Source organism: Microbacterium yannicii, from assembly GCF_024055635.1.
In the GTDB taxonomy this organism is placed as follows: domain Bacteria; phylum Actinomycetota; class Actinomycetes; order Actinomycetales; family Microbacteriaceae; genus Microbacterium; species Microbacterium yannicii.
This window is the reverse complement of sequence record NZ_JAMXMB010000009.1, coordinates 48,296-63,774: the sequence shown is the minus strand read 5'-3', so window position 1 is coordinate 63,774 and position 15,479 is coordinate 48,296. Positions and strand designations below refer to the sequence as shown.

Genomic DNA, 15,479 nt, shown 5'->3' with positions numbered 1-15,479 from the left:
GGCTGGGGGGATGGCAGAGAGCTCCTGGTCGCTCGGACGCGCGCTGCGCGGCATGTTCGTCAAGCCCACGATCGACGAGACCACCTGGGAAGACCTCGAGACCGCGCTGCTGACGGCCGACTTCGGCCCGGACATCACCGAGCGCATCATCGATGAGCTGCGCGCCAAGGTCGAGCGATACCGCACGACCGACCCGCGCGACCTTCAGCGGATGCTCAAGGAGACGCTGGAGGAGCACTTCGCGAAGTTCGACACCACTCTGCGCCTCACGGAGCGGCCGGCCGTGGTGCTCGTCGTCGGCGTGAACGGCGTCGGCAAGACCACCACGATCGGCAAGTTCGCGAAGTTCCTGCAGCGCTACGGGCGATCGGTCGTCGTCGGCGCGGCCGACACGTTCCGGGCCGCGGCCGTCGACCAGCTCGCGACCTGGGCCGAGCGGGGCGGCGCCGCGATCGTGCGCCCCCAGCAGGAGGGCCAGGATCCGGCATCCGTCGCCTTCCAGACCATCGAGTACGCCAAGAGCACCGGCACCGAGATCGTCCTGGTGGACACGGCGGGGCGCCTGCACACCAAGGGCGGCCTGATGGACGAGCTCAGCAAGATCCGCCGCGTCATCGAGAAGCAGGCGCCGATCAGCGAGGTGTTGCTCGTGCTGGATGCGACGACCGGGCAGAACGGGGTCATGCAGGCGCAGGCGTTCCTCGAGCACGCCGGCGTGACCGGGCTCGTGCTGACGAAGCTCGACGGTTCCGCGAAGGGCGGATTCGTGCTCGCGGTGCAGGAGCGGACGGGGATTCCGGTGAAGCTGCTGGGTCAGGGCGAGGGCATCGGCGACCTGACCGGCTTCACGCCGCACGTGTTCGCGGCATCCCTCGTCGACTGATTCCGTCGCCGCGGCGGACGGAATCCGCGCCATGCCGTGTTCGGGCTATCGCCGGCGCGCTCCGTGCGGTTTCATGGGGGAATGGCGATCGAGCACGACTACTTCGGACTCCTCGAATCGGGGCCTGACGGATCGATCTTCTGGTCGGAGAACGTGGAGTTGGGCGACCAGTCGGTCACCGTCGACCTGACGGCGCCCGACCAGGACGATGTGTCGGAAGCGGCGCTCGACGTCGCGGCCGCGCTCATCGCATCGCTCGAAGACATCGATCGGAGCGCCCGCAACTCGATGGTCGACGAGCTGAACGATCGCACCAGCGAGGTGACCGAGTACATCCTGCAGCAGCAGGAGGCGCTGGGGGAGGCGCTCGAAGACACGCTCGTCGACATCTCCGGAGACATCCAGATCGATGTGATCCGCTCCCTGCAGCTCATGAGCATGACGATCCTCGCCGATGAGCACGGGGGGTCGGACCCCTTCGCCGTGCTCGAATACGCGCTCGACCCCGACGCGACCGACGATGTGCTGCTCGTCAACCTCGACTCGGGTGGCGCGGTGCTGTCGGTGACGAGCGCGGACTGACGCCGTGGTCAGACCGCCGCCGTCACACCACCCGGGTCAGACAGCCTGCGCGAAGCCGCGGTCGACGTGCACGTCCTCCGCGATGTGCGCGAGATGCGCCGGGATGTCGTGGCCCTTGGACAGCATCGACTGCGCCCACAGACGCCCCGCGCGGTACGACGAGCGCACGAGCGGTCCCGCGAGCACGCCGAGGAAGCCGATGCGCTCGGCCTCGTCCTTGAACTCGACGAACTCCTGCGGCTTCACCCAGCGGGCGACCGGAAGGTGACGGGGTGACGGCCGCAGGTACTGCGTGATCGTGATGATGTCGGTGCCGGCCGCGTGGAGGTCTTCGAGCGCCTGCACGACCTCTTCGGGCTCCTCTCCCATCCCCAGGATGAGGTTCGACTTGGTGATGAGTCCGGCGTCCCGGGCCTGCGTCAGGACGTCGAGCGAGCGCTCGTAGCGGAACGCCGGTCGGATCCGCTTGAAGATGCGCGGCACGGTCTCGACGTTGTGCGCGAAGACCTCGGGCCGGCTCTCGAACACCTCGCCCAGCAGTGCAGGATCGCCGTTGAAGTCGGTCGCGAGGATCTCCACGCCCGTGCCGGGATTCATCGCGTGGATCTGCCGCACCGTCTCGGCGTGCAGCCACGCTCCGCCGTCGGGCAGATCGTCGCGGGCGACGCCGGTCACCGTCGCGTAGCGCAGGTTCATGCGCACGACGCTGTCGGCCACACGACGAGGCTCATCGGTGTCGTAGTCGGCAGGCTTGCCGGTGTCGATCTGGCAGAAGTCGCAGCGGCGGGTGCACTGCGACCCCCCGATGAGGAACGTGGCCTCGCGGTCCTCCCAGCACTCGTAGATGTTCGGGCAGCCGGCTTCCTGGCAGACGGTGTGCAGCTCTTCGCTCTTCACGAGAGAGTGCAGCGCCTGATACTCGGGACCCATCTTGGCCTTGGTCTTGATCCACTCGGGCTTGCGTTCGATGGGCGTCTGCGCGTTGCGCACCTCGAGGCGCAGGAGCTTGCGTCCGTCGGGGCCGGATCCCGGAGCGCGCTCGGCGCCCTGGCCGGCAGCGCCACCGGTGCCGCAGGCGCTCATGCGGGCACCGCCGCGAAGTCGTCGGCGAACACGCGGCTCACCGTTTCGACGACATCTCGGGGAGCGATCTCCGCGCCGGCGACCTCACTGAGCGTCGTGACTCCGGCATCCGTGATCCCGCACGGGATGATCCCGCGGAAGCCGGCGAGGGAGTTGGCGCAGTTGAGCGCGAAGCCGTGCATGGTCACGCCCCGCTGGACGCGGACGCCGATCGCGGCCACCTTGTCTTCGCCGAGCGGACGGCGCACCCACACGCCGCTGCGGCCCTCGACGCGGTAACCCTCGACGTCGAACCGGCGCAGAACGTCGATCAGGAGGTGCTCGATGCGCCGCACATGGGCGACGACGTCCACCGGCTCGCGAAGCCGCACGATGGGGTAGCCGACGAGCTGACCGGGTCCGTGCCACGTGATCTTGCCACCCCGGTCGACATCGACGACGGGCGTGCCGTCCGTCGGTCGCTCGTGTCTGGCGGTTCGCGCGCCCGCCGTGTACACCGGCTCGTGCTCGAGCAGCAGGAGAGTATCGGGACGGGTACCGGCCACCACGTCGGTGTGGACACTGCGCTGCAGCGCCCAGCCATCGAGGTAGGGCACGTAGTCGGGGGACAGGCCGACGGTCTGGATGTCGAGCATCGCACTCCTCAGTCGTTCGCTCGTGGCGATTGATGAACCGCGTCCAACAATACAGACGTCGATGCAGATCGGCGCGCCGCTCGCGCACAGGGATTGCCTTCGTGTCGCACCGTGGCCGGCTCTAAGGTGGCTTCATGTCCACCGAGCCACGCGCAGGACGGCCCAAGGCATCGTCGCGCGAGACCATCGCCGAGGCGGCGTGCGAGCTCTTCCTCGAGCAGGGGTACGAGCAGACTTCGATCATCGACATCGCCAGCCGCGCCGGTGTCAGCCGGTCGAGCTTCTTCAACTACTTCTCGTCGAAGTCCGACGTCCTGTGGGCGGGGCTCGATGAGCGGCTGGCGGTGTTCGAGCACCGGCTGTCGAGTGATGGCGGAGCGGATGCCGCGGCCCTCGTCCGACGCGAGACCCTCGCCGTCGCCGATTCCTTCGCGCCCGACAGCCTCGCGCTCGGCATCGTCAACGCCGTCGCCATGGGCCTCGAGACCGAGTTGGAGCGCGACGCGGCGCTGCGGCGGGCACGAGTGGCGCGCGCGGTGTCGGCCCGCTTGGTGCGCGGCGGCGCCGACCGCCTGAGCGCTGAGGTCGCGGGGGCCGCATGGGGCGGTGCCGTCCTCGCCGCGATCGAAGCGTGGGCGCACGACGGCGCAGGACGCACGTCCTTGTCGCGGTTCCTGTCGCTCGCGGCCGATGCGGCGGCGCCGATGTCGTCGACGGCGCCGGTGGGGAAGGTGGCCCAGTTGCGCGTGGTGGTTCAGGCCTCGGCCTTCGAGCAGACGCTGGCGTTCTATCGCGACGTCGTCGGCATGCCGCAGGCGGAGGCCTACGAGGCCGAGGGCGGCGCGCGGGTCGCGATCCTCGCCGCGGGCCGCGCGACGCTCGAGATCGCCAATCCGGCGCAGGTGGAGTTCATCGACCGGGTCGAGACCGACGGCGACGCACCGAGCGACCGCATCCGCCTGGCCCTGGAGGTCGCCGACACCGACGCCGCGGTCGCGCGGCTCGATGAGGGCGGCGCCGAGATCGAGGCATCCGCGCGGGTGACACCCTGGCACTCTCGCAACGCTCGCCTGCGGGGTCCCGCGGGCCTGCAGCTCACCCTCTTCCAGGAGCTCGGCCCCACGTGACCCCGCGCCACCGGGTTCACCGAGCGCCGCCGGTCGCACGGCTACGGCCACGGATGTCGGGCTGCGCGGCGGGCGGCGGCACGCGGCATCCGCTCGCGTAGAATCGGGGAATCATGGCGACTTTCGGCACCCTCTCCGACCGGCTCACCGAGACCTTCCGCAACCTCCGCAAGAAGGGGCAGCTCACGCCCGCGGATGTCGACGGCACCGTCCGCGAGATCCGGCGCGCCCTGCTCGACGCCGACGTGGCGCTGCCCGTCGTCAAGGAGTTCACCGCCAAGGTGCGCGAGCGCGCGCTCGGCGACGAGGTGAGCAAGGCGCTGAACCCGGCGCAGCAGGTCGTGCAGATCGTCAACGAGGAGCTCGTGGCGATCCTGGGCGGCGAGCAGCGCCGGCTGCAGTTCGCCAAGAACCCGCCGACGGTGATCATGCTCGCGGGCCTGCAGGGCTCGGGCAAGACGACCTTCGCCGGCAAGCTCGCCAGGATGCTCGAGAAGGACGGCCACACGCCGCTCCTCGTCGCCGCCGACCTCCAGCGCCCCAACGCCGTCAACCAGCTGCAGGTCGTCGCCGAGCGCGCGGGCGCCGCCATCTACGCTCCCGAGCCCGGCAACGGCACCGGCGACCCGGTCAAGGTCGCGAAGGACGGTGTCGACGTCGCGCGCCGCCAGCAGCACGACATCGTCATCATCGACACCGCCGGCCGCCTCGGCGTCGACGCCGAGCTCATGAAGCAGGCCGCCGACATCCGCAAGGCGACGGATCCCGACGAGGTGCTGTTCGTCATCGACGCGATGATCGGACAGGATGCCGTCAACACGGCGAAGGCGTTCCAGGACGGCGTCGACTTCACCGGCGTCGTGCTGTCGAAGCTCGACGGCGACGCCCGCGGTGGTGCAGCCCTCTCGGTGGCCTCCGTCACTGGCCGTCCCATCATCTTCGCGTCCACGGGCGAGGGGCTCGACGACCTCGAGGCGTTCCACCCGGACCGCATGGCGTCGCGCATCCTCGACCTGGGCGACATCCTCACCCTCATCGAACAGGCGCAGCAGGCGTTCGACGAGGAAGAGGCCCTCAAGGTCGCGGAGAAGCTCGCGACCGAGCAGTTCACCCTCGAAGACTTCCTCGTCCAGATGCAGCAGATGCGCAAGATGGGCTCGATGAAGAAGATGCTCGGGATGCTGCCGGGCATGGGCTCGATGAAGCAGCAGCTCGACGACTTCGACGAGCGCGAGATCGACCGCACCGAGGCGATCATCCGCTCGATGACCCCGGCGGAGCGTCGCAACACGAAGCTGCTCAACGGCTCCCGGCGACTGCGCATCGCGCGCGGCTCGGGCATGACGGTGACCGACGTCAACCAGCTCGTGCAGCGGTTCGACCAGGCGGCCAAGATGATGAAGACGGTCGCCCGCGGTGGCGTCCCCAACATCCCCGGCATGGGCCCCATCCCCGGCGCCGGCCGGCCGGGCGCCTCGTCCAAGCGGGGCAAGCAGCAGAAGGCGAAGGGGTCCCGTTCGGGCAACCCGGCCAAGCGCGCGGCCGAGAACGCGGGTGCGCTGACGGAAGCGGCGCAGGCGCCCACCGGCTCGGGGTTCGGGCTGGGCGGCGGCGGTGCGAAAGGCGCGCCGACCGAGGCGGACCTCGCCGAACTGCAGAAGATGCTGGGTCGCGGCTGACGCCGGCGGGCAACGGATGCCGCGGGCCGCGGCATCCGGTACTCCGCAGCCGTGAGGCTCAGTGGCCGAGCGTCGCCAGGTGCTCGCGCAGTGTCGGGCCCGAGCGGAACTCGCCGACCAGGTGCCGCACGACCTCGCGCAGGTCGCCGTCGGCCGCATCAGCGACCGCGAGCTGGCGCGAGTAGCTCGCGCCGCCGCTCAGGATCGATTCGATCCCGGCGAGCTCGCGCGAGCACTTGAGCTCCACGGCGATGTCCGCCACCTCTGCCAGCGTTTCGCGGAGGTGCTCCGATACGAGCCGCTGCGTGCCGCGGTGATCGACGATGACGCGTGCGTCGAGGCCGTAGCGCGCCGCGCGCCACTTGTTCTCGCGGATGAACCACGGCTGGATCGTCTGGAGGGGAAGACCCTCGTCGAGCCGGCGCGAGAAGTGCTCCACCAGCACCTGCACCAGCGCGGAGACAGCCGCGAGCTCGGGAAGGGTCGACATGCCGTCGCATGCACGCACCTCGATGGTGCCCCACCGGGGCGCCGGGCGGATGTCCCAGCGCACCTCGGTCGCATCCTCCATGACGCCCGTTCCGACCATGTCGTCGAGGTAGCCCTCGAACTCGCTCCAGTCCTGCAGCGGCCAGGGCAGTCCGGCGGTGGGGAGCTGCTGGAAGACCAGGGCACGGTTTGACGCATAGCCGGTGCGCTCGCCGGCCCAGAACGGGCTCGACGCCGACAACGCCTGCAGGTGCGGCAGATACACGGCGAGGGCATTGATGAGGGGGAACACCTTGTTGACGTCCTCGACGCCCACGTGGATGTGGATGCCCCAGATCATCATGTTGCGTCCCCACCACTGCGTGCGCTCGATGAGCTTGTGATAGCGGGTCTTGTCGGTGACGCTCTGGTCGTACCACTGGGCGAACGGGTGGCTGCCCGCGCAGAGCAGGTCGATGCCATGCGGGTCGGTGTAGGTGCGCACTTCCGCGATCGCGTCTGCGATGTCGTCCACGGCCGCCGCCACCGTGTCGCCGATGCCGCTCGTCACCTCGACGGTGTTCGTCAGCAGTTCGCCGGTGACGGTGTAGCGCTCGAGACTCGAGCGTTCCTCGAGTGCGGCGAGCAGGTCGGGGGCGCGGGGGATGAGGTCTCCCGTCGCGGTGTCGGCGAGCATGAGCTCCCACTCCATGCCGACGGACGAGCGGGCGGATGTCGCGAAGGGCACCGTCATGGGCACAGTCTGGCATGCGGATGCCGCCACCCGGCCGGTTCGCGACGCGCGTTGTCACGCGCACGCTGGTGCGCGGCCGATGCTGCGAAGGTGGCTCTGGAGAACCCGACTGGTTCGCGGCGCACGCCGTCATCTGGCAGAATAGAGGGCTGGACCACCCGCTCGACCCTCTATCCGGCGTGGCGGTCCTCCTTCTGAGCTTCCGCCGGGTGTGCACCCCACTCCCCAGGCGACCAGTTCGTTCACTTTCCACACATTCAGGAGAATCGTGGCTGTCAAGATCCGTCTCAAGCGCCTCGGCAAGATCCGTGCGCCCTACTACCGCATCGTCGTGGCCGACTCGCGCACCAAGCGCGACGGCCGTGTCATCGAAGAGATCGGCAAGTACCACCCCACCGAGGAGCCCTCGTTCATCGAGGTCGACTCCGAGCGTGCGCAGTACTGGCTGAGCGTCGGTGCGCAGCCGACCGAGCAGGTCACCGCGCTGCTGAAGCTCACCGGCGACTGGGGCAAGTTCAAGGGCGACAAGGACGCGGTCTCGACCGTGAAGACCCGCGAGGAGAAGCCCGCGTTCGAGATCGACTCCTCGAAGAAGTCGGTCGTCAAGCCGAAGGCGGAGAAGAAGGCCGAGGCTCCTGCCGACGAGGCCGCCGCCGAGTCCGCAGAGTAATCCGTTGCTCGCCGCCGCGCTCGAACACGTCGTCAAGGGGATCGTCGATCACCCGGACGACGTCCGCATCGACTCGTCCACGTCGCCCCGGGGTGACGTGCTCGAAGTGCACGTCCACCCCGAGGACCGGGGTCGCGTGATCGGGCGCGGCGGCCGCACGGCCAAAGCCCTGCGCACCCTCATCGCCGCTCTCGCCGACGGACGCCGGGTGCGCGTCGACGTCGCGGACGACTGAGGTGTCGGACGAGAACACCGCGGGATCGGGCGCTGACGCCCGCAAGCCCGTGAACGCCGTTCCCCCGACAGGCAAGACGCAGCTGCGGGTCGGTCGCCTCGTCAAGGCGCACGGACTCAAGGGCGCCATCAAGCTCGAGCTGTACACGGACGACCCCGAGGGCCGCTTCGTTCCGGGGGCCACATTCACCCTGCAGGTCCCGGAGTCGTCGCCGTGGCACGGCAAGCCGCTCACGGTGCGCGAGTTCCGCTGGATGAACAGCCACCCTGTCGCCTTCTTCGACGGTGTCGACGATCGCGAAGCGGCCGAGGAGCTCCTCCGTGCGATCCTCTGGGTCGATCAGGATCTCGAGGCCACGCCCACCGAGGATGACGCCTGGTTCGACCACCAGCTCGTCGGTCTCGACGTCGTGCGCGACGGGCAGATCGTGGGGAAGGTCGCCCGTGTCGATCACATGCCGGCGCAGGACCTGCTCATCGTCAAGGTGCGCGACGAAGAAGTGCTGGTGCCCTTCGTCAAGGCGATCGTGCCGGAGGTCGACGTGGCCGGCGGACGCGTCATCGTGACCCCGCCGGCAGGCCTCTTCGAGGACCTGTCCGACGACACCGACGTGAGCGCGGACGACACCGACGTGAGCGCGGACGAGAGCGCTGACGCGCCGACTTCCGGCCCCGCCGAAACCACGGACTGACTCGGTCTCACGCAGCGCCTCCGGCCCTCGTGCAGCAGATGTGATCTGCGGGTAACACGGCGGGACACGTCCCGGAACGTCCGTCCCGGATCATCGAGGCATGGGCGAAGTACGCACCGTGTGCTCCTACTGCGGCGTCGGCTGCGGTATCTCGGTGACGACCTCCGACGCCGGGGCGGGGCATCCGCTCGCCATCAAGGTGGCGGGCGACCGCTCCCACCCCACGAACGCCGGACGGCTGTGCACCAAGGGCGCCACCCACGCGGAGCTCATGCACGCGCCCGGCCGCATGACGTCCGCGCACGTGCGTCCCGCGCGTGGCGAGCCGGCCGAGCCGGTGGCGCTCGCAGACGCGGTGACGGATGCCGCGACCCGCCTGCGCGCCATCCTCGACGAGCACGGGCCCGATGCCATCGCGATGTACGTGTCGGGGCAGATGAGCATGGAGGCCCAGTACCTCTCGAACAAGCTCGTGAAGGGCGCCCTCCGGGGCATCCACATCGAGTCGAACTCCCGCCTCTGCATGGCGTCGGCCGGGACCGGCTACAAGCAGTCGCTCGGTGCCGACGGCCCGCCCGGTTCGTACGAGGACTTCGACCACGCCGACCTCTTCTTCGTCATCGGCTCGAACACGGCCGACTGCCACCCGATCCTGTTCCTGCGGATGGCTGACCGCCTCAAGCAGGGCGCGAAGCTCATCGTCGTCGACCCCCGCCGGACCACGACCGCCGACCGTGCCGATCTCTTCCTGCAGATCGCCCCGGGAACAGACCTGGCGCTCCTCAACGGCCTGCTGCATCTGCTCGTGGAGGCGGGCGACATCGATGAGGAGTTCATCGCAGCCCACACCGAGGGATGGGAGCACATGGCGGAGGTCCTCGCCGAGTACCCGCCCGCGCGGGTGGCGGAGCTCACCGGACTCGCGGAGGACGACATCCGCACCGCCGCCCGCTGGATCGGCGAGGCCGACGAGTGGATGACGCTGTGGACGATGGGCCTCAACCAGTCCACGCACGGCACGTGGTCGACCAACGCGATCTGCAACCTCCATCTCGCCACCGGCGCCATCTGCCGGCCGGGAAGCGGGCCGTTCTCGCTGACCGGTCAGCCCAACGCGATGGGCGGGCGCGAGATGGGCTACATGGGTCCGGGGCTGCCGGGCCAGCGCGCGGTGTTCAGTGCCGCGGACCGCGCCTTCGTGGAAGACATCTGGGGCCTCGAGCCGGGGTCGATCCGCGCCGAATCCGGCGCCGGCACCATCGACATGTTCCGCCGCGCCGCCGACGGCGAGATCAAGGCGGTGTGGATCATCTGCAGCAACCCCGTCGCGTCGGTCGCGAACCGCAAGACGGTGATCGAGGCGCTCGAGAACGCCGAGCTCGTCATCGCCCAGGACGTCTACACCGAGACGGCGACCACCGCGTACGCCGACATCCTGCTGCCCGCCACGCTGTGGGTGGAAGCGGACGGCGTCACGGTCAACAGCGATCGCACGCTCACGCTGGTCCGCGACGTGCTGCCCGCTCCGGGCGAGGCGCAGCCGGACTGGCTCATCATCTGCCAGGTGGCGCGCGCGATGGAGTTCGCCGGGTTCGACTTCTCCTCGAGCGACGAGGTGTTCGACGAGATCCGCCGTTTCTGGAATCCGCAGACCGGGTGGGACCTGCGCGGCGTCACGTACGAGCGGCTGCGCGAGACCCCCGTGCAATGGCCCGCGCCGCCGGACGACGCCGCGACGCGGCATCCGATCCGGTATCTCAACGACGGGATCAGCCAGTCGCTGCACGTCGACGACGACGGCTCGGTGCCGCGCCTCGCCTTCGCGACGCCGTCGCGCCGTGCGCAGTTCCTCGCCCGCCCGCACCTACCACCCGCGGAGCTGCCCGACGACGACTACCCATGGGTGCTCAACACGGGCCGGCTGCCCCACCACTGGCACACGCTCACGAAGACGGGCCGCGTCGCGAAGCTGGCGAAGCTGCATCCCGGCCCGTTCGTGGAGGTGCATCCCGCGGATGCCGAGCGGCACGGGATCGCCGAGGGCGACCTCGTCGAGGTCGCCTCGCGCCGCGGCCGCTTCGTCGTGCCCGCGGTGCTGACCGACCGCGTCCAGCCCGGAGGCCTGTTCGCGCCGTTCCACTGGAACGACGAGCATGGCGAGTACGTGACGGTCAACGCGGTGACCAACGACGCGGTCGATCCGCTGTCGGCGCAGCCCGAGTTCAAGTTCGCCGCGGTGACGCTGCGGCGAGTCGGGCCTCCGCCGGGCGGTGCGGCGACCGGCTCGGCCGACGAGGCGCTGGCGGCTGCCGGGGTCGATCTCGCGCCGCCGTCGCTCAACGATCTCGAAGGCGCCTACCTCGCCGGCTTCCTCTCGGCGGTGCGCTCGGCGGTGCTCGCCCCCGGCGAGGTGCCGGTGCTGCCGGTCGAGGCGCCGCTCGGTGGGCCGGCGCGGGCATGGTTCGACGGCGTGCTCGCCGGCGCCTACTCGCGAACCACGGTCGGAGGCGGGATGCCGACGGCCGCCGCCCAGGACGAAGTCGTGGTGCTGTGGGGCTCGCAGACGGGCAACGCCGAGGAGTTCGCCGAGGCGGCGACCGCGGCACTCGGAGCGCGCGGGATCCCGGCCCGCGCCCGCAGCATGGCAGAGCTCCGTGCCACGGATCTCACCGCCGTGCGCCGGCTGCTCGTCGTGACGTCCACCTTCGGCGACGGCGGCCCGCCCGACAATGCGGCGGCACTGTGGCACGAGCTCAACGCCGACGGCGCACCCGCCCTGTCGGGCCTCCGCTACGCGGTGCTCGCGCTCGGTGATTCCAACTACGACGACTTCTGCGGCCACGGGCGCAGGCTCGACGCGCGGCTCGGCGAGCTCGGCGCGACGGCGCTCCTGCAGCGTGTCGACCTCGAGCCCGATGCCGAGGAGCCCCGGGCGGCGTGGCTCACCCAGATCCTCGAGACGCTGGTGGCGGAGGGCGCCGGCGCCGCGTCGGTGGGTGCTGGGGGAGCAGCAGTCGGCCTCCAGGCGCCGCCCGCCCGCCGGTTCTTCAGCCGCTCGAACCCGGTGGGCGCGACGCTGGTCCGCAACGACCTGCTCAGCGGCCCCGGTTCGCAGAAGGAGGTGCGGCGCATCGCGTTCGACCTCTCCGACACGGGCGCGCGATACGAGGCGGGCGATTCGCTGGGAGTGGTCTGCGCCAACTCGCCGGGTGTCGTCGCGGAGTGGCTCGAGGCCACGGGGATCGCGCCGCACACGATCGTCGAGCTCGACGGCCAGGAGCGCACGTTCGTCGACGCCCTCCGCACCCGGCTCGACATCACCAAGACACCGCTCGACCTCGTCCGCTTCATCGCTGAGCGCAGTGGCGACGGCACGCTGTCGGCCCTGCTTCGGCGCGAGAACAAGGGGCGCCTCGAACAGTTCCTGTGGAGCCAGCAGGCGGTGGACCTGGTCCGCGATTTCCCGGTCGCCGCCGGCGCCGCCGACTGGGTCGGCGTGCTGAAGCGCCTGCAGCCGCGGCAGTACTCGATCTCCTCCAGCCCCAAGAGCGACGCCGACACCGTGGAGCTGACGGTCTCGGTGGTGCGCTTCGAGACGGAGTCCGGCCGCGCGCGCGGCGGGGTGTGCTCGACGTTCCTCGCTGACGGGGATGCGGCGTCGGCGCCCGTGTACCTGCAGCGATCGCCGGCCTTCCGGCCGCCCGCCGCGGGCGACACGCCCATGATCATGATCGGCCCGGGGACCGGCATCGCGCCGTTCCGCGGGTTCCTGCACGATCGCCGGGCAGACGGCCACACCGGCCGCAACTGGCTGTTCTTCGGAGAGCAGCATGCCGCCACGGACTTCTACTACCGCGAGGAGCTCGAGGGGATGCGCGAGGACGGCTTCCTCACGCGCCTCGACCTCGCCTTCTCGCGGGACCAGCGGCAGAAGATCTACGTGCAGGACCGCATGATCGAGCACGGTGCGCGGCTGTGGCGCTGGCTCGAGGAGGGCGCGCACGTCTACGTGTGCGGCGACGCGACGCGCATGGCGAAGGACGTCGACGCGACGCTCGTCGCCATCGCGCAGCAGCACGGCAAGCTCTCGGAGGAGGCCGCGTCGGAGTACACGCGCACCCTCGCCGCCGAGGAGCGCTACGTCCGCGACGTGTACTGACGCGCCGCCCGTTCACCGCTCGCGGGGAATCGCGAAAGGGGAGATCTCCGCTCGCGGCGACAGGCGGAGATCTGCCCTTTCGCGGTTCCGGACGCTCTGAGCTCCACCGGTTCGCGATTCCGGGGAGGACGCAGGAAAGAACGGGATGCCTCAGGGTGAGGCATCCCGTTCGGTCAGGACTCTGCGTCAGATGCGCTGGCCGGCGAGCGAGGTGCGCGGGATGACGTAGACCAGGACGGTGATGACCATGAGCGCGACGTACGCGCCGACGAAGCCGTAGAACGCGGCGGTGTACCCGCCGGTGGCCAGCTGCGAGGCGTTGAGCACCTGCGGGATGAGGAAGCCGCCGTACGCGCCGATGGCCGAGATGAGGCCCAGGGCCGCGGCGGCCCTGCGCTGCAGTGTCACGCCCTCGGGCGTACCGGGGAGTGCATGCCGGGCCAGGCCGCGAGCCGCGAAGATGCTCGGGATCATCCGGTAGGTCGACCCGTTGCCCACGCCGGTCGCAGCGAAGAGGACCAGGAAGCAGCCCAGGAACACCCAGAAGTTCTGCACCGGCATGGTCCAGATGAGGGACAGCGCTCCGAGCGCCATGACCGCGAACGCGCCGACGGTGACGCGGGCCCCGCCGATCCGGTCGGCGAGCCTTCCGCCGAACGGACGGGCGAGCGACCCGACGAGGGCGCCGAGGAAGGCCAGCGTCAGCGACGCCGACCCGATCTGGAACGACGAGTACTCGGGGAACTGGTCGGCGATGAGCTTCGGGAAGACGCTGGCGAAGCCGATGAACGAGCCGAACGTGCCGATGTAGAGCAGGGCCATGAGCCACAGGTGCGGCTCACGCAGCGCGCCGGCAGCACCGGCGAAATCGGCCTTCGCAGACGACAGGTTGTCCATGTAGCGCCACGCGCCCCACATCGCGACGAGGATGAGCGGGATCCACATCCAGCCTGCGAGCGAGATGTTGATGGTGGCTGCGGCGCCGATGGTGACGACGATCGGCACGGCGAACTGCGCAACGGCCGTGCCGAGGTTGCCGCCCGCGGCGTTGAGGCCGAGCGCCCACCCCTTCTCCTTCTGCGGGAAGAAGTACGTGATGTTGGCCATCGAGCTCGCGAAGTTGCCGCCGCCGACACCGCCGAGCGCGGCGACGAGGAGCAGCACTCCGAAGGGCGTCTCGGGGTTCGCGACGACGAAGCCGAGCAGGGTGGCCGGGATGAGCAGCAGACCCGCCGACACGATGGTCCAGTTGCGCCCGCCGAAGATCGCCACCATGAAGGTGTAGGGGAATCGGAGGGTCGCGCCGACGAGGCTCGGCACCGAGATCAGCCAGAACAGCTCGGAGCTCGACAGCGTGAAGCCCGCGGCGGGGAGCATCACGACGACGATGCTCCACAGCTGCCAGATGATGAAGCCGAGGAACTCGGCGAAGATCGACCATCCGAGGTTGCGCCGGGCGATGCTGCGGCCCTGCGACTCCCAGAATGCTCCGTTCTCCGGGTTCCAGCCGTCGATCCAGCGCCCGGGGCGATGAGCGAGGGTGACCGGCGCGTCGGCCGGCGAGATGGTGCGGGGCGATGCTGCGGTATCCGTCGTCGACGGCGAATCGGTCGTGGTCATGGCGCCTCCCTGAGGGTGAGCAAACACGTGGGGTGAGTGTGTCTCCCACGTTAGGAACGCGGTGTTTCCGCCCGTCAGCCCGCGCGGTTACTTCTCGATCACTTCTGCGTCACCGCACCCCCCGCGCCGAGGTGGATGCGCCGTCACACATCGGAAACACGGCGGCCTCCTAGACTCGGAGGCATGCGCGTCGACATCGTCACGATCTTCCCGACGTTCTTCGACGTGCTCGGCGTCTCGCTGATCGGAAAGGCCCGTGACCGCGGAATCCTCGACATGCACGTCCACGACCTTCGCGACTGGACGCACGACCGCCATCGCACCGTCGACGACACCCCCTACGGCGGCGGCGCGGGCATGGTGATGAAGCCGGAGCCGTGGGGCGAGGCGCTGGACGAGCTGCTGAGCGAGGACGCCGTGCTGCTGGTGCCCTCACCCGCCGGCGAGCTGTTCACGCAGCCGATGGCGCGGGAGCTGGCGGAGGAGAAGCACCTCGTCTTCGCCTGCGGACGCTACGAGGGCATCGACCAGCGCGTCGTCGATCACTACGCCGCGCGCGGTCGCGTGCGGCTCGTCAGCCTGGGGGACTACGTGCTGAACGGCGGCGAGGTGGCCGCGATGGCCGTCATCGAGGCGGTGTCGCGCCTCATCCCCGGCGTCGTCGGCAACCCCGAGAGCCTCGTGGAGGAGTCGCACGAGCTGGGGCTGCTCGAGTACCCCAGCTACACCAAGCCCGCCGAATGGCGGGGCATGGAGGTTCCTCCGGTGCTGCTCAGCGGCAACCACGGCGCCATCGCGGCGTGGCGGCGCGAGCAGAGCCTCGAACGCACCCGGGCGCACCGTCCCGACCTGCTGCGGGAGCCCGCACCCGAGTCGGCGACCTGACGCGATCG

General features: G+C 70.0%; 13 protein-coding genes. 9 read left to right on the top strand and 4 right to left on the bottom strand.

Going from position 1 to position 15,479, the window contains the following annotated elements:
- Positions 1–10 precede the first annotated feature (10 nt).
- Both ftsY and NCG93_RS04675 read left to right on the top strand, forming a co-directional pair.
- Positions 11–883 carry a signal recognition particle-docking protein FtsY gene (gene ftsY / locus NCG93_RS04680; RefSeq protein ID WP_194415189.1) on the top strand — a complete coding sequence of 291 codons (873 nt, stop codon included), beginning with the start codon at positions 11–13 and terminating at the stop codon, positions 881–883.
- Between the two features lie 81 nt (positions 884–964).
- Positions 965–1,465 carry a DUF2004 domain-containing protein gene (locus NCG93_RS04675; RefSeq protein ID WP_194415190.1) on the top strand — a complete coding sequence of 167 codons (501 nt, stop codon included), beginning with the start codon at positions 965–967 and terminating at the stop codon, positions 1,463–1,465.
- A gap of 36 nt (positions 1,466–1,501) precedes the next feature.
- On the opposite strand, the gene lipA is transcribed toward NCG93_RS04675, so the two are convergent.
- Complete coding sequence (gene lipA / locus NCG93_RS04670; RefSeq protein WP_241742185.1) at positions 1,502–2,548, bottom strand: lipoyl synthase; 1,047 nt, start codon at positions 2,546–2,548, stop codon at positions 1,502–1,504.
- Positions 2,545–3,183: a lipoyl(octanoyl) transferase LipB gene (gene lipB, locus NCG93_RS04665; protein ID WP_194415191.1), complete on the bottom strand. Its 639-nt coding sequence runs from the start codon at positions 3,181–3,183 to the stop codon at positions 2,545–2,547. The genes lipA and lipB overlap by 4 nt, the downstream gene beginning before the upstream one ends.
- Before the next feature lie 134 nt (positions 3,184–3,317).
- On the opposite strand from lipB, the gene NCG93_RS04660 reads away from it, so the two are divergent.
- Together NCG93_RS04660 and ffh are read left to right on the top strand one after the other, a co-directional pair.
- Positions 3,318–4,310, top strand: coding sequence for a TetR family transcriptional regulator (locus NCG93_RS04660; protein WP_194415192.1), 993 nt, complete (start codon positions 3,318–3,320; stop codon positions 4,308–4,310).
- A gap of 113 nt (positions 4,311–4,423) precedes the next feature.
- Positions 4,424–5,989, top strand: coding sequence for a signal recognition particle protein (gene ffh / locus NCG93_RS04655; protein WP_194415193.1), 1,566 nt, complete (start codon positions 4,424–4,426; stop codon positions 5,987–5,989).
- Between the two features lie 58 nt (positions 5,990–6,047).
- Here ffh and NCG93_RS04650 read toward each other — a convergent pair whose 3' ends face one another.
- Positions 6,048–7,211, bottom strand: a complete 1,164-nt coding sequence (locus NCG93_RS04650; RefSeq protein ID WP_194415194.1) for a glutamate--cysteine ligase — start codon at positions 7,209–7,211, stop codon at positions 6,048–6,050.
- A 268-nt stretch (positions 7,212–7,479) separates the two neighbouring features.
- On the opposite strand from NCG93_RS04650, the gene rpsP reads away from it, so the two are divergent.
- From rpsP to NCG93_RS04630, 4 genes are all read left to right on the top strand, one after another.
- Positions 7,480–7,881, top strand: coding sequence for a 30S ribosomal protein S16 (gene rpsP / locus NCG93_RS04645; protein WP_194415195.1), 402 nt, complete (start codon positions 7,480–7,482; stop codon positions 7,879–7,881).
- A gap of 4 nt (positions 7,882–7,885) precedes the next feature.
- Entirely contained in the window at positions 7,886–8,116 is a 231-nt protein-coding gene (locus NCG93_RS04640; protein WP_194415196.1) for an RNA-binding protein, read from the top strand.
- A 49-nt stretch (positions 8,117–8,165) separates the two neighbouring features.
- Entirely contained in the window at positions 8,166–8,807 is a 642-nt protein-coding gene (gene rimM / locus NCG93_RS04635; protein ID WP_252787447.1) for a ribosome maturation factor RimM, read from the top strand.
- A 100-nt stretch (positions 8,808–8,907) separates the two neighbouring features.
- Positions 8,908–12,966: a bifunctional nitrate reductase/sulfite reductase flavoprotein subunit alpha gene (locus NCG93_RS04630; protein WP_194415198.1), complete on the top strand. Its 4,059-nt coding sequence runs from the start codon at positions 8,908–8,910 to the stop codon at positions 12,964–12,966.
- Between the two features lie 186 nt (positions 12,967–13,152).
- Here NCG93_RS04630 and NCG93_RS04625 read toward each other — a convergent pair whose 3' ends face one another.
- Positions 13,153–14,586: an MFS transporter gene (locus NCG93_RS04625; RefSeq protein WP_194415199.1), complete on the bottom strand. Its 1,434-nt coding sequence runs from the start codon at positions 14,584–14,586 to the stop codon at positions 13,153–13,155.
- Positions 14,587–14,769: 183 nt separating this feature from the next.
- Here NCG93_RS04625 and trmD point away from each other — a divergent pair, with 183 nt between their 5' ends.
- Positions 14,770–15,471, top strand: a complete 702-nt coding sequence (gene trmD, locus NCG93_RS04620) for a tRNA (guanosine(37)-N1)-methyltransferase TrmD (RefSeq protein ID WP_194415200.1) — start codon at positions 14,770–14,772, stop codon at positions 15,469–15,471.
- Positions 15,472–15,479: the final 8 nt, after the last annotated feature.

What these genes read in the sequence shown, in the direction of transcription:
- NCG93_RS04625 (WP_194415199.1), bottom strand. Translation starts at nt 14,586, where the DNA reads ATGACCACGACCGATTCGCCGTCGACGACGGATACCGCAGCATCGCCC.
- NCG93_RS04660 (WP_194415192.1), top strand. Translation starts at nt 3,318, where the DNA reads ATGTCCACCGAGCCACGCGCAGGACGGCCCAAGGCATCGTCGCGCGAG.
- trmD (WP_194415200.1), top strand. Translation starts at nt 14,770, where the DNA reads ATGCGCGTCGACATCGTCACGATCTTCCCGACGTTCTTCGACGTGCTC.
- NCG93_RS04630 (WP_194415198.1), top strand. Translation starts at nt 8,908, where the DNA reads ATGGGCGAAGTACGCACCGTGTGCTCCTACTGCGGCGTCGGCTGCGGT.
- lipB (WP_194415191.1), bottom strand. Translation starts at nt 3,183, where the DNA reads ATGCTCGACATCCAGACCGTCGGCCTGTCCCCCGACTACGTGCCCTAC.
- lipA (WP_241742185.1), bottom strand. Translation starts at nt 2,548, where the DNA reads ATGAGCGCCTGCGGCACCGGTGGCGCTGCCGGCCAGGGCGCCGAGCGC.
- NCG93_RS04675 (WP_194415190.1), top strand. Translation starts at nt 965, where the DNA reads ATGGCGATCGAGCACGACTACTTCGGACTCCTCGAATCGGGGCCTGAC.
- ftsY (WP_194415189.1), top strand. Translation starts at nt 11, where the DNA reads ATGGCAGAGAGCTCCTGGTCGCTCGGACGCGCGCTGCGCGGCATGTTC.
- ffh (WP_194415193.1), top strand. Translation starts at nt 4,424, where the DNA reads ATGGCGACTTTCGGCACCCTCTCCGACCGGCTCACCGAGACCTTCCGC.
- NCG93_RS04650 (WP_194415194.1), bottom strand. Translation starts at nt 7,211, where the DNA reads ATGACGGTGCCCTTCGCGACATCCGCCCGCTCGTCCGTCGGCATGGAG.